Below are 19,881 nucleotides of genomic sequence, written 5' to 3' on the forward strand. Positions count from 1 at the left end.
AAGCCTCACACATCAGGAGGTCATATGGATGAATTGATCGAACACGTGCGCATCCACCGCCAGGGCGGCGCGGAAGAACTGGAAGTCGAGCGTCTCGCGCTCGCGCCGCCGGCGGCGGGCGAGGTGCGCGTGCGCCAGGTGGCGGCCGGCGTGAATTTCCTCGACGTTTATTACCGCAACGGGCTGTATCCGCTCGCGCAATTGCCGGCCACACTCGGTGTGGAAGGGGCGGGCATCGTCGAGGCGCTCGGGCCCGGCGTCACCGGATGCGTGCCGGGCCAGCGCGTCGCGTACACGGGGCTGATGGGCGCCTACGCGGCGGCGCGCAACGTGCCGGCCGAGCGTCTCGTGGCCGTGCCGGACGACGTCGCGCTGGACGCCGCCGCAGGCGGCCTGCTGCGCGGCGTCACGGCGCATATGCTGTTCGCCCACGTGCGCCAGCTCCGCCCCGGCGACACGGTCCTCGTGCATGCGGCCGCCGGCGGCCTCGGGCTCGTGCTGACCCAGTGGGCGAGCGCGCTCGGCGCGCGCGTCATCGGCACCGTCGGCAGCCGCGACAAGGCGGCGCTCGCGCTGGCGCATGGCGCCGAACGCGTCGTGCTGTACCGCGAAGACGATTTCGTGGCGGCGGCGCGCGATTTCGGCGGCGGCCGCGGCGTCGATTACGCCATCGACGGCGTCGGCGGCGCGAACCTGCTGCGCACCTTCGACGCGGTGCGTCCCTACGGCATGGCGGTCAACGTCGGCCAGGCCGGCGGCAAGGTCGAACCCGTCGATCTGATGCAGATCGCGGCCCCGCGCGCGCTCGCCTTCGCGCGCCCGAGCGTGATGCGTTTCATGACGGAACCCGCGCTGTACCGCGAGGGCGTGCAGGCCACGCTGGCACGGCTCGCGGCGGGGCTGCGCGTGCCGGTCGGGCTCGACCTGCCGCTCGCACGCGCGGCAGAGGCCCATGCCGCACTGGAAGCGGGACGGACCAGCGGCGCCGTGCTGCTGCGGCCGGACCATCAAAAAAGCGCTTGACCAACCCATAACTGGGTGGTTATGATTAAACCCATAGCCACTCGGTTATAAATAGCCATGACAGACGCTCACGATATTATTTTCCGGACACTCGGCGACCCGACGCGGCGCGCCCTTTTCGAATCGCTGTGCCGCGACGGCGAGCAGACGGTCGGGGCCCTCACGGCCCGGGCCGGCATCTCGCAGCCGGCCGTGTCCAAGCATCTGGGCTTGCTGAAGCTGGCCGGGCTCGTGCGCGACCGGCATGAAGGACGCCAGACGCATTACACCGCACAGCTCGGTGCGCTCGCACCGTTGACCGACTGGACGAACCAAATGGCCCGGTTCTGGGAGAGCCGGTTCGATGACCTGGAAGACCTGTTGAAAAGGATGGACCAATGAACGATACCTCGCTCCAAACGCGCACCGTCACCGTCGAACGTGAATTTGCTCACCCGCCGGAAAAGATCTGGCGCGCACTGACCCAGCCGCACCTCATCGAGGCCTGGCTGATGAAGAACGATTTCGTGCCCGCCCTGAACCACCGTTTCAGCCTGCGCGGCGACTGGGGTTCCGTCGATTGCCAGGTCCTGGAGATCGAGCCGAACCGTTCGCTGTCCTACACCTGGGCCGCGATGGGCCTCGACAGCGTCGTCACCTGGACCCTGACCCCGGCGGGCGCGGGCACGCACCTCAAGGTGGAGCAGACGGGCTTCCAGCCCGGCCAGGACGCGGCTTACAATGGTGCAAAATACGGCTGGAACAAATTCACCACCGCCCTCGACGAGGTTCTCGCGAAGCTCGGCGACTAGGCCAAAGGAGGAGACATGAAACAGGAGATTTCGTCCTCGGACGTGCCGGCGTCCGTGCGGATCGACCGCCGGATCGCCGACCTGGGCGACTGGCGCGGCGAGACGCTGGCCCGGGTACGCGCACTCATCAAGGAAGCGGTGCCGGGCGTCGAGGAAGAGTGGAAGTGGATGGGCACGCCTGTCTGGTCCAGCCAGGGCATCATCTGCACGGGCGAGTCGTACAAGGCGCACGTGAAGCTGACCTTCCTCAAGGGCGCGTCGCTGGACGATCCCTCCGGCCTGTTCAACTCCAGCCTGGACGGCAACGCGCGGCGCGCCATCGACATCCATGAAGGCGAGGAGCTCGATGCCGCCGCATTCCGGGCGCTCATCCGCGCCGCGGCGGCACTCAACGCGGCCGCCAAGGCGAAGCCGAAGCGCGCGAAAGCCGTCGCGTAAATTCGGGGCAGGGCACGTTTTCGGCAATTCGTGGTGGGCTCGGGGAGCCCACCCTACGTTGCGTTATCCGCGGGCCACCTATGCCCACCAGACCGACGGATCGGTCGAACGCCCCAGATTTCGGCAATGTCAGCCTTAGGGTGGGCACCCCGTGCCCACCAGGCCGATGGGATCAGTCGAACGCCCACGAATACAGCACGTCCAGCGCCGTGTTCGTGCCCGTCTGCAGCTGCAGCGTGATGCGCGGGTTGATCTTGTAGCGCACGCGCACGACGCTCGACGCGGTGGCTGCGCCCTGTTCGAAGCTCAGGTACAGGCGCGACGAGATGCGCTTGCCCACCGTGACCACCGTGTTTTCCAGGCCCGACGCCTGGCCCGCGCCCTGGCGCACGCCCAGTTCGTCCACGCCGAGCGAATTCGCCAGCTTGCTCGTGATGCCGCCCGTGCCGCCTTTGCCGCCCAGCAGGGCGCCGGCGGCCGCGCTCAGCACGTCGGCCTCGCTGCCCGTCGTCGCTTCCATGCCGTGGCCCAGCACGAGCCAGGACAGCTTGTCGCTGTCGGACACGTTCGGCGTCGACACGAGCCGCGCCGACGGCGACAGCGCCGTGCCGCGCACCTGCACGCCCGCTTCGACGTTCGTCTCGCTCAGCTGCTCGCCGTCGGGCCGCTTGCGCACGGCGAGGATGTCCAGCGACGGATTGTCGTACGGACCGCTGAACGTGATCACGCCGCGCTCGATCGCCAGGTGCTGGCCGTACGCGGCATACGTGCCGCTGGCGGTGCTGACGGTGCCGTTGATGCGCGGCGGGCGGTCGCCCACCTTCTGCACGCGGACGCTGCCGGCGAGGTAGGCGTCCGCACCCATGCCGCGCAGGTGGAAGTCGTCGCCCAGGTCGGCCGTCAGGTCGATCGTCAGGGGGACGCTCGATGTCTTCTGCGCCGGTGCGGCGGCCGCGTTGCCGCGGCCCAGCACGATCACGTCGTCCGAGATCGTCGGCCGGTCCTGCGGCGCCAGTTCGACGAGCGCGCGGTCGGCCTTGAAGTTGCCTTCGACCCGGAACTGGTGCGCGTCGCGCACGACGCTGGCCTGGCCGCTCAGGACGACGGTGCGGTCGGGGCGCGACAGGGCTTCCAGCTTGTCCGCGACGAGTTTCAGGTTCATCGTGGCCTCGCCGCCGGCAAAGCGGACGACGCCGTCGGCGGTCGCGCGCCCGCTGTTGCCTTCCAGGGTCAGGCGCTGCAATTGCAGCTGGTCGCCGGCGAGCAGGGCGCGCAGCTGGCCGTTGCGCAGGCGGACGCCCTGGTCCGGCCAGCGCACGGCGAGGCCGTCGCCCTCGATGCTGCCGTTGAGGGTGGGCGCGCCGACGGTGCCCGTGCCGTTCACGGCCAGGCGCAGGGCGCCGTCCACTTCCAGGCCCGGCTGGCCGAGCAGCGGCGACACCCACGCGAGCGAACCGAGGTTCGCGCTGGCCGTCAGCTTGAGCGGACTGTCGTTGTCGACGCGGCCTTGCAGCAGTTGCGCGGTGGCGTCCACGCGGGCGTTGCCGATGCGCGCGCCGTCCAGCGCGAGCTGCGTGCGCAGCGCGCCGCCGGCGACGTCGGCGCGCAGGTCGAGCTGGCGCAGGCCCAGCGCGATCGGCGAGACGTCGCCCGCGATCAGATCGCCCTTTTCGCGGAACACGTGCACGCTGCCGGCCAGCTGCGGCACGGCACCGGGCGCGGTGGGCGCGTGCAGGTCGATGGCCCATTGCGCGCCGAGCGTCAGGTCGCCGCGCACGTTCTGGCGCATGGCGTCCGAGGATTGCGCGAGATAGCTGACCGGCACGCCGCTGGCGCTGCCGCGCGTGTTCCAGCGCGGGCCGATCTTGGCCAGCGACTCCACCGTCACCGAGCCGGCCGGCAGCTTGATCGTCGCACCGTTGAATGCGATCTGCTCCGGCTTGGCCAGGCCCGCGAGGCCGGTGCCGGGCGCGCCCGCGATGTGCAGCGGCGTCGGCGCGGCCAGGGTCATGGCGTAGCGGCCGCTGTTTTTCAGCGAATCGACCGTGCCGTTCCACGCATTGCCGGTGAGGCCGCCGTGCACGGCCAGCGCGGCGTCGAACGTGTCGCCGCGCGCGGCCGCCTGGATGGTGTGCGCGCCGCGCGTGCCCGTCGACGTCAGCCGCGCGGAGGCGATGCGCGTCTCGTTGACGTTGCCCTGTTTGTCGGTCGTCGTGCTCGCGTAGTCCGTGATGGCGACGTCCAGCGCAAGCGGATCGGCGGCGCCGCGGCCGGCGCCGAGATTCGCGGTGGCCTTCAGCGCGCGCACCGATTGCGTCCCCAGCGCGCGGATGTTCTGTCCCTCCAGCGCTGCCGTCAGCGACGGCGTGTCCATCGTGCCGGACACCGTCCCGGACCCGTGCAGCGCGCCGCCGAAGTCCGGGCCGAGCGCGGCCAGTTGCGGCGCGTCGATGCGCCAGTTCAGCGTGTCGCGCCCGCTGCCGAACGCGCCGCTGGCCGCGACGACGTTCCCGCCCAGGTGCAGGTCGACGTCGGCGTTCGACACATGGTGCTTGTCGGCGGCGAGTCTTGCGTGACCCCACAGCGGCGATTTCGACAGCGTGGAATCCTGCAGCGCCAGGTCGACGGCGCCCCCCATGTTCGCGCCCGTGCGGCCGCTGGCGGTGAAGCTGCCGTTGATGCTGCCGGCCAGCGGCGAGCCGAAGGCGGCCGGGTTCAGGCGCTGCATGTCGCCCTTGGCCGTGACGTCGGCGATGCGCGCGCCGGCCGGTCCGGACAACCACGCCTCGCCGCTCGCGTGCACGGAACCGCTGTCGTTCCTGCGTTCCCGCGGCACCCAGCCGAGGCCGCGCGCGTCGACGTCGAACGTGGTGCGCGGCGCCTGCATCGTGCCGGTGACGACGCCGCTCGCGAGCACGGCGCCATACAGGTCGCCGCGCAGGGCGGACAGCTGCTTGCCGTCGACCTTCCACGCGAGCCGCTCGCCCGGCTTGCCGAACGCGCCGTGCAGGTCGACCGTGTTCTGGCCCAGCGCCAGCGTGGCGTTGACGTCGTGCACGTGCGTCGCGTCCGCATCGAGCTTGCCGCGGCCGGACAGCGGCTGGTCGAACAGCCGGCTTGGACGCACCGCGAAGTCGGCGCCGACTTTCCACTGCGGCGAAAGCGCGCCGGCCGCGTTGATCTCGGCATTGATGTCGGCCTTCGGGAACGCGCCGAAATCGGCCGGGTTGAAGCGGCTGACGACGGCATTCGCCTTGAACGGCTTGCGGTCCTTGAGGTTCGCGCTGCCCGTCGCGCGCACGCTGCTCTTGCCCGCGGACAGGCGCGCGTCGCGCACCGTCAGCACGTCGTTCGCCAGCGCCGCCTGCGCGGCGAGGCGCATGCCGGCGTCCGCCAGGTTGACGTCCAGCGTCTGCGTGTCCTTCGTGTTCGCGACCTTGATGTCGCCCGCGATCTGCGTCGGCTTCATGCTGCCGTAGACCTGGTGCAGGTCGAAGCGGTCGGTGTGCAGCGCGAATTCGGCCGTGCCGAGTCCTTTTTCGTCCGGCCCGTGCTGCACGCTGCCGCTGCCCGTGAAGCGGCCGGCGGCGCCCACGTCGATCAGCACGTCGGTGATGCGCATCGCCGCCAGGTTCCCGCCCAGCCGGCCGCGCATCGCGCGCAGCGGCAGGCGTTGCTGGTCCAGCGTGCCGACGGCGCCGTCGTTCGTCAGGTCGACGGTGCCGGCGATGTTGCGGTTCGGGTCCAGGCGCACGGCCACGGCCAGGTTCAGGTCCGCACTCGGCAACGTCGGGCTGAAGAAGCCCGGGTCGATATCGTGCGCATCGAGCGTGAAGGCTTGCAGCGGGATGTCGGCGAACGGCGCCATCACGATCCGCGCCTTGCCGTTCGCGCGCGCGGCCTGGCCGGTGGCGTCGATGACGGTCTTTTGCAGGTCGCCGCCCGCGTGCAGTGTCAGGTGCGCGCCCAGACTCGCCGGTGTGGCGGTCTGCGCCGGCGCGGCCGGCTGCGATTGCGTCAGGCTCGCATCGGCATCGAGCTTATACGGCAGCGTGTTGGCGATGCTGCCCTTGGCCGCGACCTGCCCCCATGGCGTGTTCGCGGACGCATGGTCGACCTTCCACTGCACCTTGTCGCCGTGCAGGCGCGCCCGGATGTCGTCGATTTCCGTCGTCGCGCCCTTGTTCACGAAGATGGCTTGCGCCAGGCGCGCGTCTTCCACCGCCACCTTGAACGGCGGCGCCAGCTTCGTGGGCATCGTCGCAGGTTCGGTCGACGGTTTCAGCGTCTCCACGCGCAGCACGCGGGCGTACAGCTTGTCGATCTCGACGCCGCGCGACAGGTATTGCCACGGCTTCCAGTCGATGTCGATGTCGTCGGCCGTCGTCACCGACGTCTCGGTGCGGAACACGACGTGGCCGATGTGCATGTGGCCGTACAGCGAGCCGGTGACGCCCGACAGCGTCAGCTTGCCGCCGCTCGCATTGGCGACGCGCTGGGCGATCATCTGCAGCGTGGTCTCGCGGCCCAGGTACCAGATGGCGCCGCCCAGCACGACGCCGACGACGGCCACGCCGATGCCGACGCGGCGCGGCCAGCGGCGCTGGCGCGCGGGATTGGATGTTTCCGGCGTTTGCTGATCGGCTTCCATCAGAACGTGAATCCCAGTGAGAAGTGCAGGCGGACTTTATGTACCGCCTTGCCGTAGGCGACGTCGACGTTGATCGGTCCGACGGGGCTGCGCCAGCGCGCGCCGACGCCGTAGCCGACCTTCGGTTTCAGGTCATGGAAATTGTCGCCCGCGTTGCCGACGTCGTAGAACACGGCCGCGCCCCACGGCGGCTTGAACCAGTAATCGTATTCGGCGCTGCCGGTGAGCAGGTAGCGGCCGCCCGTGATGGCGGAACCGACCGGCACGCCCAGCTGCTGGTAGCCGTAGCCGCGCACCGACTGGTCGCCGCCGGCGCGGAACAGGAACGTCGACGGCACGCCGTTCTTGTCCTTCGACCCGACGGCGCCGAATTCGCCGCGCACGATCAGGGTGCCGGCGTCGCCGACCGGTTTGTAGCCGAGGGCGCGCGTGTACAGGCGCACGAATTTTTCGTCCGTCAGCACGGGCAGGAAGGCGCCGCCAATCTGCGCATTGACGATATAGCCGCGCGACGGCTGCACGAGGCTGTCCAGGTGGCGCTTCGTGATCGAGAACGTCAGCGGCACGCTTTTCACGCGCGTCGTCGGCAGGTCGTCGATGGTCACCTGTTCGGTCAGCGCTTCCAGCGTGAGCGTCTTTTCCAGCAGCGGCGAGCCCCATGCGCGCTTGGCGTGGACGCTTGTCGTGCGCGTGATCTGGCCGTTGGCGTCGAGGCGGTCGTAGCCGGTGCCGAAGCTGTTGTTGTAGCCGCCCGTCGTCGTCGGCAGGTAGAACTCGGCCTTCGCCGCCTGGTGCTTCTGTTCGTACAGCACGTTGCTCTTCATGCGCTTGCCGAACACGTTCAGGTCGTCGTACTCGGCCTGTGTTCGCGCGCCCGTGTTGGTCGAGAAACCGACACCGAGGGCCACGTTCTTGCGCTTGTTCTCCGTGACGCGCACAAGGATGGGCAGCACGGCCGGACCGCTCGGCGGTTGCTGCGTCGCGCCCTCGTTTTCCTTGAGGTCCCGGACCTGCGACGCGATCACCGACGACATGTCGGCGCTCACCTCCACGCCGCTGAAATAACCCGTGTCCTGCAGGCGGCCCTGCAGCGCCTGCATCGCGGCCTCGTTGTATTCGTCGCCGGGGCGGATCGTGTTCAGGTTCGTGATCACGCTGGCCGGATAGCGTTTCAGGCCCTCGATCTCGAGGCCGCCGAAGTGCGCGTCCGGGCCGCTGTCGATGACGACCTTGAGCAGGGCGCGGTGCGTGTCCGGGTCGACGGTGGCGGAAGAGTCGAGCAGTTGCGCGCGCGGGAAGCGCGTTTGCGCGACCTGGCGCACGAGGCCGCGCTTGGCCGCTTCCCAGTCCGCCGTGCGGAAGCGCGCGCCGACGGGCAGGGTCCAGCGGTTGCGCAGCGCGGCCGCGTCGATGGGGGCGCTGCCCTTGTCGAACGGGACGAAGCCGCGCAGCTCGATGTCGACGTCGCCCACGACGACGGGATCGCCCGGGGCGACGTCGATGAGCACGACCGGCTTGCTGCCCGACGTGTCGAGGTCGGCCGATACCTTCGGGCTGTAATAGCCCTCGGTGGCGATCAGGGTCTTGATCTGCTCGGGCGCCGCGCGCACGAGGCGCAGCAGCTGTTCGCGGTCGAGGCGCGGATTGCCGCGCCAGCGCATCAGGTCGAGGTTCTTCTCCAGCAGCTCGCGCAACTGGCGCGGCGCATCGATGCGCACGTCGTAGTCGATGGCCCGGGAGGGCGCTTCCGGCGCCGGTGGCACCGGCTGATCCTGCGCGGCCGCGACCGGAGCGAGGCATAGCGCGTTCACGGCCAGCACGATTTGTGCCAAAATTCGTGATCGCGCCGGCGCCATCGCCGTGCATGGGTCGGGTCGTGCGGAAATCATGTCGCTCCATTCGTCAATATGCCGGCCACATCTTAACTGATTGTCAAATGTGATGGCGGACGCCTCGCTCGACAATTACTTCAGGAAATTCACTATGCACCAACCCGATACCGCGCTCGTCCTGTTCAGCGGCGGACAAGATTCCACCACCTGCCTGGCCTGGGCGCTGCAACGCTACGAGCGGGTCGAGACTATCGGCTTCGACTACGGCCAGCGCCACGCGATCGAACTGGACGTGCGTGCGCCCGTGCTGGCGAAGATGCGCGCGCTGTCGGCCACGTGGGACCAGCGCCTCGGCGAAGACCACCTGATCGACCTGTCGCTGATTTCTCGCATCTCCGACACGGCGCTGACGAGCAACGTCGAGATCGCGATGCAGGCCAACGGCTTGCCGAACACCTTCGTCCCGGGACGCAACCTGCTGTTCATGACGGTGGCGGCCACGGTCGCGTATCGCCGCGGCCTGACCGTGCTCGTGGGCGGCATGTGCGAGACGGATTTCTCCGGCTATCCGGACTGCCGCGACGACACGATGAAGGCGCTGCAGGTCGCGCTCAACCTGGGCATGGCCACGCGCCTGAAGGTCGAGACGCCGCTGATGTGGATCGACAAGCGGCAGACTTGGCAACTGGCGGAACAGTGCGGCGGCGCGGCGCTGGTCGACCTGATCCGCTTCGAGACCCACACCTGCTACCTGGGCGAACGGGGCGCGCCGCACGCCTGGGGCCACGGCTGCGGCAAGTGCCCCGCGTGCGAGCTGCGCGCCCGCGGCTACGAGCAGTACGCCCGGTCGTAGGGTGGACGGCTGCACACGCTGCCGATGACTAACCGCGCCGCGTGCGCCGTCGAAAACTTGAGCCCATCATGCGCCTCGCCCTGCTGACCGACCTGCACGCGAACCGCGAAGCGGTCGAGGCCTGCCTCGCGCATGCGGAGGGCCAGCACGTCGACCAGTACGCGTTCACGGGCGATTTCGTCGGCTACGGCGCCGATCCGGCCTGGGTCGTGCGCACGGTGATGGCGTACGTGGAACGCGGCGCCGTGGCGGTGCAGGGCAATCATGACTATGCCGTCACGCGGCCGGTACGTTCGCAGATGCATGCGGAGGCGCGCGAGGTCATCGCCTGGACCGGCGGCCAGCTGGACCAGGAACAGCTGGCCTTCCTGGCCGCGCTGCCGCTGACGCACAAGCACGGCAACGCGTTCTTCGTGCACGCCAGCGCGCATGCGCCGCAGCAGTGGGAATACGTGACCGGCGTCGACGAGGCCGAGCGCAGCATCCGCGCCAGCGGCAGCCGCATCGTCTTCTCCGGCCACGTGCACGCACCGGCGCTGTACCGCCGCGCGGACGATGGCCGCATGGGCCGCCACGTGCCGGCGGCGGGAGAATCCATCGCGCTGCAGCCGCAGCACCAGTACCTCGTATTGCCCGGCGCCGTGGGCCAGCCGCGCGACCAGAACAATGCTGCGTGCTATGCGATCTTCGACGACGCGGCCCGCGAGATCCGCTATTTCCGGGTGCCGTACGATCACGGCGCGGCCGCGAGAAAGATCATCGCGGCCGGGTTGCCGATCGTGTTCGCGATGCGGCTGGTGGAGGGGATTTGATGCGGTGGGATGGTGGGCGGAGGCCGCCCGCCTACGGCTGCGGCGCGATAACGCCGGCACGTCGCGAACGTCACGCGTGGGCACGGGGTGCCCACCCTACGGCAGATCGGCGATCGTAGGGTGGGCACCCCGTGCCCGCCATGCACGAATCGCACAGATATCAGGGCGGGTACCGGTGCCCGCCGGATCGTAGGGTGGGCACCCCTGTGCCCGCCTTGCATGATTCAGACCGCCTGCTGCATGATCCGATGCTTGCGCGACCGGCCCACCAGAAACCACACGATCGCGACGGGCACCAGCAGCGGCAGCAGCAGCGGCGAGACCAGCAGGGCCAGCACGCAGGCGCCGATGGCCAGGCCGCCGATGCACAGGATGCCCACGCCGGCGAACACCACCGCGAGCACGGCGCCCACGACCAGCAGGATCAGGCCGGCCAGCAGGATGCCGCCGCCCGCGAACACCGTCGCCAGCACGGCGCCCAGCGGTCCGCCAATCTCGTCGCCGTCGAAGCTGACGACGCTGTCGCCGAACGTGTAGACGTTCCAGGCGAGCAGGACGAACAGGAACAGGATGATGATGGCGGCGGTCTTTTTCATGATGGGTCCTCGGGGTTCTCGTTGATTGGGTTCGCGTTGAGCGGGTCATGTCGTTGTCGGCATGGTCGTACTGTATCCATACGTCCCGTGCGGCTCCAGCGGACTGCGACAGGCTGCGATTTTCGAGGGCCGGAGGGTGGCTTGCGGCGACGAACGGCGCCGACCCTGGCGCTGGTCCAACCAGGAACGGCTAGTCGTCGTCGGCGTCGAACCGGCTGCGCACATAGTCGATGTGCGTCTGCATCGCCGTGCGCGCTTCTTCCGGGCGGCGCGCGCAGATCGCGTCGCAGATCGTGCGGTGTTGCAGCGCCAGGTTTTCCGATACCGACTGATTCAGCTCGCGCAAGCCGTCGACGTTGCGGATGATGTGCTCGCGCATCATCTTCGTGATGCTGCTGTGCAGGTGCAGGAACATGCTGTTGCGCGAAGCCTGGGCGATCGCCTCGTGCAGTTCGACGTCGACGCGCGATTCGCCGGCGTGATTGCCTTCCTGGCGCGCCCGCTCCAGCCGCGCCGTCGCGCCGCGGATGCGTTCCAGGTCCTCGTCGGTGCCGCGCAGCGCGGCGAAATAGGCGGTGGCGCCTTCGAGCACCCGCCGGAATTCCAGGATGTCGTCGCGCCGCGCGGGACTGTCGGCGATGAGCTGGCCCCACGGCGACGGCGCGCCCGTGCGCAACTGGTCGGACACGAACACACCGCTGCGCGGCCGGATGTGCACGAGGCCGCGCGCCCCCAGTTGCTGGATCGCTTCGCGCACGGTGTTGCGCGACACCCCATAACGTTCCGCCAGCGCGCGCTCCGACGGCAGTTTCGCATTGGCCGGAAAACTTCCGTCGAGTAATGCGTCTTCCAGCTTGCGGGTGATGGCGTTGACCCGTCCGCCGGTCGGCCGGTTCCCTGTGACCACGCGTCCTCCTTCTCTGGCCCAACCAGTTTGTGATGCGTAAAGAATACTGGAAATATGTGCCGATCAAAAGAGGAGCACTGCATGACTCGCAACGTGTATCTGTTCGGCACCTGTGTGATCGACCTGTTCATGCCGCAGGCGGGGCTCGACGCCGTGCGCGTGCTGGAATCGGCCGGCATCACCGTCCACTATCCGCGCGGCCAGAGCTGCTGCGGCCAGCCCGCGTGGAGCAGCGGTAATCCGGACGAGGCGCGGGCCGTCGCGCGCGCCCAGCTGGACCTGTTTCCCGAGCCCTGGCCCGTGATCGTGCCCTCGGGGTCGTGCGCCGGGATGATGCGCAAGCATTGGCCGGCGCTGTTCCGCAACGATGCCGTCCTTGGCCCGCAGGCACGGGCACTGGCCGAACGCGTGCACGAATTCGCCGAATACCTGACGTGCGTGCCGGGGTGGCAGATGCCGGCCGGGGCGCCTGTCGCTGGCACCGAGGAGGTCGTGCTGCACACCTCCTGCTCCGCACGGCGCGAGATGGGCACGCGCACGCACGGCGTGGCCCTGCTCGACGCGCTGCCCGGCGTGACGCGCGTGGAACACGAGCGCGAATCCGAATGCTGCGGCTTCGGCGGCTCGTTCTCGATCAAGCATGCGGACATTTCCGGCGCCATGGTCAAGGACAAGATCGCGTCCGTGCGCGCGACGGGGTGCCGCCGCGTGGTGTCGGCCGACTGCGCGTGCCTGCTCAACATCGGCCACGCCGCGCAGCACCAGGGCGCGCCGCTCGATGTCGAACATCTCGCCAGCTTCCTGTGGCGCCGGATGGGGGCGCCGTCATGAGCGCGCGCGACCGCATCCTGGGCCGCCTGCGCGGCGCCGCCGCGCGCGATGCCGGCATCACTGATCTCGAACGCCGCATCGATGATCACTTCGCCGCGCGCCGCGAGGACCCGCCGCCCGCGCCGGCCGTGCTGGCGCAACGCATGCAGGCCGCGCTGCAGGCCGTGCGCGCGCAGGCCTGGTGCGCGCGTGCCGGCGAATGGCCCGCGCAGCTGGCGGAGCGCATCGCCGCGGCGGGCGTTTCCAGGATCGTTGTCGACACCGCGAGCCCGGAAGGCCGGGCCTTGCGCGCCGCGCTGCCGGCCGGCGTCGAGGCGCTCGCGTTCGAGCGCCCGCTGGAAGACTGGAAAGCAGAGTTGTTCGGCACCGTCGATGCCGGCTTCACCGTCGCGCGCTCGGGCATCGCGGCCACCGGCACGCTGGTGCTCGCGCCGGATGCGGCGGCGCCGCGCACCGTGTCGCTCGTGCCGCCGCTGCACATCGCGCTCGTCCATGCGCACACGCTGCACGCCGACCTGCACCAGGCCTTGCACGCGGAGCGCTGGCAGGACGGCATGCCGGCCAATCTCGTGCTGGCGACCGGGCCGTCGAAGACATCCGACATCCAGCAGACCCTGGCCTTCGGCGCGCACGGTCCGCGCTGGACGTGGGTCGTGATCGTCACCGAGGAGTCGACATGACCACGTCCCCCTTGCAGTTCGTGCCGCCGCACGATTTCCACGCGCGCAGCCGCGCGGCGCTGGACGACCCGCAGTTGCGCCAGAGTTTTCGCGGCGCGATGGCCTTCCTGCAGGACAAGCGCCGCAGCCAGTTCGGCGACGAGGACGAGCTCCAGCGCCTGCGCGACCTCGGCGAAGCGGTGCGCAGGAACGCGCTGGCGAAACTGCCCGCGCTGCTCGAACGGCTGGAAGCGACGCTGACGGCGGCAGGTGCCAACGTCCACTGGGCCGATACGCCGGACGAAGCCAATGCGATCATCCACGGCATCGCGACCGGCCATGGCGCCCGCCGCATCGTCAAGGGCAAGTCGATGGCGAGCGAGGAAATCGAGCTCAATCACTACCTCGAGCAGCGCGGCATCGCATGCCTGGAATCGGACATGGGGGAATACATCGTCCAGCTGGCGGGCGAAAAGCCGTCCCACATCGTGATGCCGGCGATTCACAAGACGCGCGCCGACATTGGTTCGCTGTTCGCCGAGCACATTCCGGGAACGGCGTACACGGAAGACGTCGACCAGCTCATCCAGACCGGACGCCACGCCCTGCGCAATGCGTTCGTCGACGCCGACATCGGCCTGTCGGGCGTGAACTTCGCCGCCGCCGACACGGGCACCTTGTGGCTCGTCGAGAACGAGGGCAACGGCCGCCTGGCGACCACCGTGCCGGACGTGCACATCGCCATCATGGGCATCGAAAAAGTCGTGGAAAAGCTGGAACACATCGTGCCGCTTGCGAGCCTGCTGACGCGGTCCGCCACGGGCCAGGCCATCACGACCTACTTCAACCTGATCTCGGGCCCGCGCCGCTCTGGAGAACTGGACGGGCCGCGCGAGCTGCACCTCGTCCTGCTCGACAACGGCCGCACGCAGGCGTATGCCGACGAAGAGTTGCGCACCACGCTGCAATGCATCCGCTGCGGCGCCTGCATGAACCATTGCCCCGTCTACGGACGCATCGGCGGCCATGCGTACGGCACGACGTACCCCGGGCCGATCGGCGCGATCCTGTCGCCGCATTTGCTGGGCCTCGAGTCGACGGCGGATCTCGCCACCGCATCGAGCCTGTGCGGCGCGTGCGGCGACGTCTGCCCCGTGCGCATCCCGATTCCGCAACTGCTGGTGCGCCTGCGCACCGAGGCCAACCGCGCTCCCGACGCCGCGGTCGAACACCCGCTGCGCGGACAGGGCGCCAGGTACAGCCGCGGCGAGCGCCTCGTCTGGCGCTTCTGGCGCGGCGCGTTCGCCCGGCCCGCCGTCTACCGGATGTTCCGCTGGGCGGCCACGCGGCTGCGCGCCCTGGCACCGAGGGACCAGCTGGGCTGGACGAAGTACCGCACGCCGCTCATTCCGGCGCCGCGCAGCCTGGCGGACCTGCTGCGCGAGCGGCGGCAGCCATGACCGCATGAAGTGGGAAAAGTGGCCGGAAATCAAGCCTTGCAATGCTGGACTCGAAGTCTATACTGACAGCCTGCTCTGTTGCAGGAGGCATTCTATGCAATGTGTTTTGAACCACCGCAATCTGGACGCGGCCGGCTACAAGAATCCGCCCTCGGCACCGCCGGCGATTCCACCCATCATCATCAATCCGTTCAATCGCCATATCCCGTCGCCGTCGCCGGCCATCGACCCGCGCAACACGCCGCCCGGCCCGCCCATCGTGCCGCCACGCGGCCCGGACCTGCGCATCATCTAGCAGTACGGAATCGGCGCTTGTCCAGTGCGCCGCGAAGGCCTATGATCTCGCTTCTGGGCGTATGCCCGCACGACCGAGACCGCAAGAATGAACGACCAAACCCCCGACCACGCTCCGGAGCAGGACAGCGACGCCCCCGTGCAGGAGCCCCGCCTGTGGCAGGGCAACGGCTGGACCGCGCGCGTCATCAAGAACGAGGACGATGACGGCTGGGCCGTGGCCATGTACAAGGATGGCGAATCCGAGCCGGCCCTCGTCGGCCCCTGGACCATGGGCCGCGACAAGAAGAATCCGAAGCCGCTCGATACCCCCGCCTTCCACACGCTCGTCAAGACGGCGTCGGAGGTGATCCGCCGCCACGAGCAGCAGCTGCACGCGCGGCTGCACAAGAGCACCGTCGTGTCGACCGCCGAGGGAGAACTGAAGGTGACGCTGGACATCGTCCCGGACGAGGACAATCCGTATGCGCTGCTGAGCGCCTTCGACGAGATGGGCGAGCGCGTGGCGCAGGTGCGGGTGGCGCCGGATTTCAAGCTGTCCCCCGGGTCGGCCACGACCTGGATCGAAAACGATTTCCGCGCGCCCCGGTAGGGTGGGCGGCCTCCGCCCACGCGTACGTGCGCGATGTGGTGACGTCACGCGTGGGCACGGGGTGCCCACCCTACGCATGACGTGCGCGATGCGTTGACGCCACCAGCGGTAGGGTGGGCGGCCTCCGCCCACGCGTAAGGCACGCGATGCGGCGGCGTAACCAGGCGGCCGGACGTCGGGTGTGTGGTTTTTGGCGGCACAACCCCCGCAGTCACGCCCCAAGCTGATAATATTTCCCGAACGCATCTTTATGGTCCGATAAGGGGAATCGATGGAAGACCGTCTCGCCCGCCTGGAAGCGGTCCAGGCCATGTTGCTCGACATCGGGCACCTGTCCGCCAGCTGCACCGACGTCACCGAGTTCATCGGCGCGGTGCATCGCGCGCTGGGCCGCATCATGTATGCGGAGAACTTCTACGTCACGCTGGCCGAACGCGAAGACAACACGGTCCGCTTCGTCTACTTCGTCGATTCGATCGACCAGGGGCCGAGTCCCGAAGAGCGCGTGACGCTCGCGTCGCCCGACCAGTCGCCGACGGCCTGGATCATGCTCAACAAACAACCGCTCGCGATGACGGCCGACGAGATGCGCCAGCGCGAGACGGGGATGGCGTGGGGCACGGGCAGCATCGCCGAGCACTGGATGGGGTGTCCGCTGCTGGACCAGCAGCACGAGGTCCTGGGCGCCGTCGTCATCCAGAGCTATGTCCCGGAACACACGTACAACGCGGAAGACCAGGCGCTGTTCGAGCTGATCGCCAGCCACGTGTCGAACGCGCTGCAGGGCCTGCAGAGCATGGACCGCCTCGAGCGCGCCGTGCAGGAGCGCACCCGCGCGCTGGCGCGCGAGGTCGCGGAGCGCCGCCGCGCCGAGCAGGTGCAGCATGCGCTGTACCAGATCGCGGACCTGTCCGCGACCGCGCTCGAGACCGACGTGCTGGCCGCGAGCCTGCACACCATCATCGGCGAGCTGATGATGGCGAAGAACTTCCTCATCGCGCTCACGCACCCGGACACGGGCGAAATCAGCATCCCATACTTCGCCGACGAAAAGGACAGCGAGGCGCCCCATCAACGCTTCCCGTTCGGGATGGGCATGGTGTCGTACGTGCTGCAGACCAAGCAGGCGCAGCTCCACGACGCCGGCAGCTTCGCGCGCCTGCACGCGGCCGGCAAGGTGAAGCACCCGCTGGGGAACACGGACATCGCCAGCTGGATCGGCGCGCCGATGCTCGTGCACGACAAGGCGTACGGCGTGCTGGTCGTGCAGAGCTACGATCCGACCATCGTCTACACCAAGGCCGACCTCGACCTGCTGGCCTTCATTTCCAGCCACGTCGCGGTGGCCATCGCGCGCATGCAGGCCGACCGCGCCATCCGCAAGGCCAAGGAGCGCCTGGAACAACAGAACGCCGCCCTCGAACAGGCGCTGCACCAGTTGCAGGAAGCGCAGTCGGAACTCGTCCGCAAGGAAAAGCTCGCGTCGCTGGGCCAGATGGTCGCCGGCGTCGCCCACGAGATCAACACGCCGCTGGGCATCTGCGTGACGGCCACCAGCCACCTCGTGCAGGAACTCAAGCTGACGCGCGAGGAACTGGCGGCGGGCGAGATGACGGAAGACAGCCTGGGCGCGTTCTTCGACGTCGTCGACCAGTCGCTGCGCATCATGACCACCAACACGCAGCGCGCCGCGGCCCTCGTGCGCAGTTTTAAACAGGTGGCGGTGGACCAGTCGTCGGACGACATCCGCAGCTTCAATCTCGGCACGTACCTGAACGAGGTGCTGCTGTCGCTGCAGCCGAAATTGAAGGGCCGGCCGCTCGAAGTCGCGATCGACTGCCCGAAAGACCTGCTGCTGGAGAGCTTTCCCGGCGCCGTGTCGCAGATCGTCACGAACATGGTCGTCAATTCGCTGATGCACGGTTTCGAGCGCGACCAGCACGGCCACATCACGATCCAGGCGGCGCTCGACGGCGACGACGTCGTCTTCGATTATGGCGACGACGGCGCGGGCATGGATGCGGAGACGCTGGCCAAGCTGTTCGACCCGTTCTTCACGACGAAGCGGGGCAGCGGCGGCAGCGGCCTCGGTGGGCACATCCTGTACAACCTCGCGACCGGCGTATTGGGTGGCACGCTGCGTGTGGAGAGCAGTCCGGGACAAGGCCTGCGCTACCACCTGCGCTTCCCGCGCAAGTCCGTCCGGCCCGCGCTGAAGGCCGCCTGAGTCTCAGCGGCACGCGCCGGCGCCGGCCGCGCACATTGTCGTCCTATCCGACGAACGACGCGGCAACCGGCTGCCGCGCCGGCGCCGGGGTCGCCGGCTTGTCGAACTCGTAGCCGCTGGCTTCGATCACTTCCCAGCCGCCGTCGCCGTGCAGATGCAGCACATGCGTGTGGTGGCGCAGCACGCCGGCGCGGTGGGCGATGCTGACGAGGGTGGCGCCGCTGTCGCGCAGGCGCGCATACAGGGACGCTTCGTTGCCGCTGTCGAGGGCGCTCGTCGCCTCGTCCAGGATGACGATATCCGGCTTGTGCACGAGCACGCGGCCGAACGCCAGGCGCTGTTGTTCGCCGACCGACAACAGCTTTTCCCAGTCCTGCACGGCGTCCAGGCCGCCCACGCGTTCGGCCAGGCGCGGCAGGTGAACCTGCTCCAGGATCTCCAGCAACTGCCCGTCGTTCAGGTCGCACCGCACGCTGGGGTAGATGAGCTGGCTGCGCAGGGTGCTCGCCTGCAGGTAGGGCTGCTGGGGCAGGAAGAACACGTCTTCGATGGGCGGATGATGGATCACGCCGCTGCCTTCGTGCCACAGGCCCGCGATCGCGCGCAGCAGCGAGCTTTTGCCGCAGCCGCTGTCGCCGGTGATGAGCAGGGCATCGCCCGGCTTCAACACCAGGCTCAGCTCCTTGATCAGCACGCGGTCGGATTGCGGCGGGCACAGCGTCAGCGATTCCAGCGCCAGGTGGGTGCACGGCGTCATCCGGATGCACGGGCGCTTGGCGCCGGCCGCGGTCGCGGGCGCGGGTGCCACACCGGGCAGGACGAGGTTCGATAACGCCTGCAGGCGGCCGATGCCCGCCACGAAGCGGCTGAGGCTCTCGAAGTTGTCGACGATGACGCCCACTGCACCGAGCACGGCGCTGAACGCGCCGGCGGCCTGCGTCGCGCGGCCCACCTCCAGTTCGCCCGACAGGACGCCGCCGGCCAGGATCACATAGGGCAGCACCACGGTGAGCTGACTGAACGTGCGCTGGAAAAAGTTCAGCGCACGCTGTTTCTTGATCAGCGTGGCAAAGTTGCGGATGACCTTGTCGAACGTGCGGTCGATGTGCGTCCGTTCCTGCGCCTCGCCCCGGTAGAACGCGATCGATTCGGCATTTTCGCGCAGGCGCATCAGGCTGAAACGGAAATCCGCCTCGCGCCGCAACTGCCAGAAATTCAGCTGGATCAGCGGGCTGCCGAAGAAGTAGAGGGCGACCACGTTGCCCATCACGGCATACGCCACCAGCACGCCGACCAGCACGTGCGAGATCGACCACAGCACGGTGCTGAACGCGACCAGTTGCATGATCGACCCCAGGAAGATCAGCAGGAAGTTGATGGACCGTCCCGTGAACGTGTTGATGTCTTCGCTGATGCGCTGGTCCGGATTGTCGATCTCGCTGCCGGACCCCAGCTCGTAGTATTTGCGGCCTTTCAGGTAGCCATCGAGGAAGCGGCCGGTGAGCCAGCGCCGCCACTGGTTCGCGAAGAGGTCGCGCATGTAGTAATAAAAGGCGTACGTCGGCACCGCGAGCGCGAGAATCGACAGGCAGGCCCGCACCGACGTCCAGAAGCGGCCGCTGTTCCGCGCGGCCAGCGCCGAGGTCAGCTCGCCGGTCTGGTTGTTCAGCATGACGGCCAGCTTGGTGTCGACCAGCATCAGGACGATCAGCAGCATCAGCAGCGTCCACGCCCTCTTCTTTTGATCGCCCAGCCAGTAAGGCCGGGCCACGTTGAGGAACTGCTTCCACGCGGCCAACGACAGGGGCGCGGGCCTGGGTAACGGAGCGTCATCCGTTGCGGCGCCGGTGGGTGCGGAAGTGGGCGTGGTCATGGTCGGTCTCTGCGGTCGGCGGCGGGGTAGTGTCTTTACCCT

At 68.7% G+C, this 19,881-nt stretch carries 17 protein-coding genes; 12 read left to right on the top strand and 5 right to left on the bottom strand.

Features of this window, described 5'->3' with window-relative positions; translation table 11 throughout:
• Positions 1 to 24 precede the first annotated feature (24 nt).
• Genes ACEN9Q_RS28705 through ACEN9Q_RS28720 form a run of 4 tightly spaced genes read left to right on the top strand, consistent with a single transcriptional unit; the run spans position 25 to position 2,252 of the window.
• A complete protein-coding gene (locus ACEN9Q_RS28705; protein ID WP_495626849.1) occupies positions 25 to 1,023 on the top strand; it encodes a quinone oxidoreductase family protein in 999 nt (332 codons plus the stop codon).
• Positions 1,024 to 1,080: 57 nt separating this feature from the next.
• Positions 1,081 to 1,404 (top strand): ArsR/SmtB family transcription factor, encoded by a 324-nt coding sequence (locus ACEN9Q_RS28710; protein WP_056448609.1) that lies wholly within the window; start codon positions 1,081 to 1,083, stop codon positions 1,402 to 1,404.
• Positions 1,401 to 1,814: an SRPBCC family protein gene (locus ACEN9Q_RS28715; protein WP_056448606.1), complete on the top strand. Its 414-nt coding sequence runs from the start codon at positions 1,401 to 1,403 to the stop codon at positions 1,812 to 1,814. The genes ACEN9Q_RS28710 and ACEN9Q_RS28715 overlap by 4 nt, the downstream gene beginning before the upstream one ends.
• Positions 1,815 to 1,829: 15 nt before the next feature.
• Positions 1,830 to 2,252: a DUF1801 domain-containing protein gene (locus tag ACEN9Q_RS28720; RefSeq protein WP_495626850.1), complete on the top strand. Its 423-nt coding sequence runs from the start codon at positions 1,830 to 1,832 to the stop codon at positions 2,250 to 2,252.
• 172 nt (positions 2,253 to 2,424) lie between these two features.
• Here the strand turns inward: ACEN9Q_RS28720 and ACEN9Q_RS28725 are convergent, their stop codons facing one another.
• Together ACEN9Q_RS28725 and ACEN9Q_RS28730 are read right to left on the bottom strand one after the other, a co-directional pair.
• A complete protein-coding gene (locus ACEN9Q_RS28725; protein ID WP_495626851.1) occupies positions 2,425 to 6,903 on the bottom strand; it encodes a translocation/assembly module TamB domain-containing protein in 4,479 nt (1,492 codons plus the stop codon).
• Positions 6,903 to 8,723: an autotransporter assembly complex protein TamA gene (locus ACEN9Q_RS28730; protein WP_307189031.1), complete on the bottom strand. Its 1,821-nt coding sequence runs from the start codon at positions 8,721 to 8,723 to the stop codon at positions 6,903 to 6,905. The genes ACEN9Q_RS28725 and ACEN9Q_RS28730 overlap by 1 nt, the downstream gene beginning before the upstream one ends.
• 163 nt (positions 8,724 to 8,886) lie before the next feature.
• Between ACEN9Q_RS28730 and queC the strand changes: the two genes are divergently transcribed.
• Together queC and ACEN9Q_RS28740 are read left to right on the top strand one after the other, a co-directional pair.
• Positions 8,887 to 9,588 carry a 7-cyano-7-deazaguanine synthase QueC gene (queC, locus tag ACEN9Q_RS28735; protein WP_495626852.1) on the top strand — a complete coding sequence of 234 codons (702 nt, stop codon included), beginning with the start codon at positions 8,887 to 8,889 and terminating at the stop codon, positions 9,586 to 9,588.
• Positions 9,589 to 9,656: 68 nt separating this feature from the next.
• Positions 9,657 to 10,400 (top strand): metallophosphoesterase family protein, encoded by a 744-nt coding sequence (locus ACEN9Q_RS28740; RefSeq protein WP_495626853.1) that lies wholly within the window; start codon positions 9,657 to 9,659, stop codon positions 10,398 to 10,400.
• Between the two features lie 224 nt (positions 10,401 to 10,624).
• Here the strand turns inward: ACEN9Q_RS28740 and ACEN9Q_RS28745 are convergent, their stop codons facing one another.
• Both ACEN9Q_RS28745 and ACEN9Q_RS28750 read right to left on the bottom strand, forming a co-directional pair.
• Positions 10,625 to 10,996 carry a hypothetical protein gene (locus ACEN9Q_RS28745; protein WP_495626854.1) on the bottom strand — a complete coding sequence of 124 codons (372 nt, stop codon included), beginning with the start codon at positions 10,994 to 10,996 and terminating at the stop codon, positions 10,625 to 10,627.
• A 190-nt stretch (positions 10,997 to 11,186) separates the two neighbouring features.
• Complete coding sequence (locus tag ACEN9Q_RS28750; RefSeq protein ID WP_495626855.1) at positions 11,187 to 11,903, bottom strand: FadR/GntR family transcriptional regulator; 717 nt, start codon at positions 11,901 to 11,903, stop codon at positions 11,187 to 11,189.
• Positions 11,904 to 11,984: 81 nt separating this feature from the next.
• On the opposite strand from ACEN9Q_RS28750, the gene ACEN9Q_RS28755 reads away from it, so the two are divergent.
• From ACEN9Q_RS28755 to ACEN9Q_RS28780, 6 genes are all read left to right on the top strand, one after another.
• The gene (locus ACEN9Q_RS28755) at positions 11,985 to 12,734 is read left to right on the top strand and encodes a (Fe-S)-binding protein (protein WP_495626856.1); all 750 of its coding nucleotides are present in this window, start codon (positions 11,985 to 11,987) and stop codon (positions 12,732 to 12,734) included.
• Entirely contained in the window at positions 12,731 to 13,414 is a 684-nt protein-coding gene (locus ACEN9Q_RS28760) for a LutC/YkgG family protein (protein WP_056449209.1), read from the top strand. Before ACEN9Q_RS28755 ends, ACEN9Q_RS28760 begins: the two co-directional genes overlap by 4 nt.
• Positions 13,411 to 14,853, top strand: a complete 1,443-nt coding sequence (locus ACEN9Q_RS28765; protein ID WP_495626857.1) for a LutB/LldF family L-lactate oxidation iron-sulfur protein — start codon at positions 13,411 to 13,413, stop codon at positions 14,851 to 14,853. Before ACEN9Q_RS28760 ends, ACEN9Q_RS28765 begins: the two co-directional genes overlap by 4 nt.
• 94 nt (positions 14,854 to 14,947) lie before the next feature.
• The gene (locus ACEN9Q_RS28770) at positions 14,948 to 15,148 is read left to right on the top strand and encodes a hypothetical protein (RefSeq protein ID WP_157202103.1); all 201 of its coding nucleotides are present in this window, start codon (positions 14,948 to 14,950) and stop codon (positions 15,146 to 15,148) included.
• Positions 15,149 to 15,235: 87 nt separating this feature from the next.
• On the top strand, positions 15,236 to 15,739 hold the full coding sequence (locus ACEN9Q_RS28775; RefSeq protein ID WP_056448577.1) for a hypothetical protein: 504 nt from the start codon (positions 15,236 to 15,238) through the stop codon (positions 15,737 to 15,739).
• A gap of 271 nt (positions 15,740 to 16,010) precedes the next feature.
• Complete coding sequence (locus ACEN9Q_RS28780; protein ID WP_495626858.1) at positions 16,011 to 17,966, top strand: GAF domain-containing sensor histidine kinase; 1,956 nt, start codon at positions 16,011 to 16,013, stop codon at positions 17,964 to 17,966.
• A gap of 43 nt (positions 17,967 to 18,009) precedes the next feature.
• Here ACEN9Q_RS28780 and ACEN9Q_RS28785 read toward each other — a convergent pair whose 3' ends face one another.
• A complete protein-coding gene (locus ACEN9Q_RS28785; RefSeq protein ID WP_495626859.1) occupies positions 18,010 to 19,839 on the bottom strand; it encodes an ABC transporter ATP-binding protein/permease in 1,830 nt (609 codons plus the stop codon).
• Positions 19,840 to 19,881 lie beyond the last annotated feature (42 nt).

The organism is Massilia sp. Masssp93 (assembly GCF_059491295.1).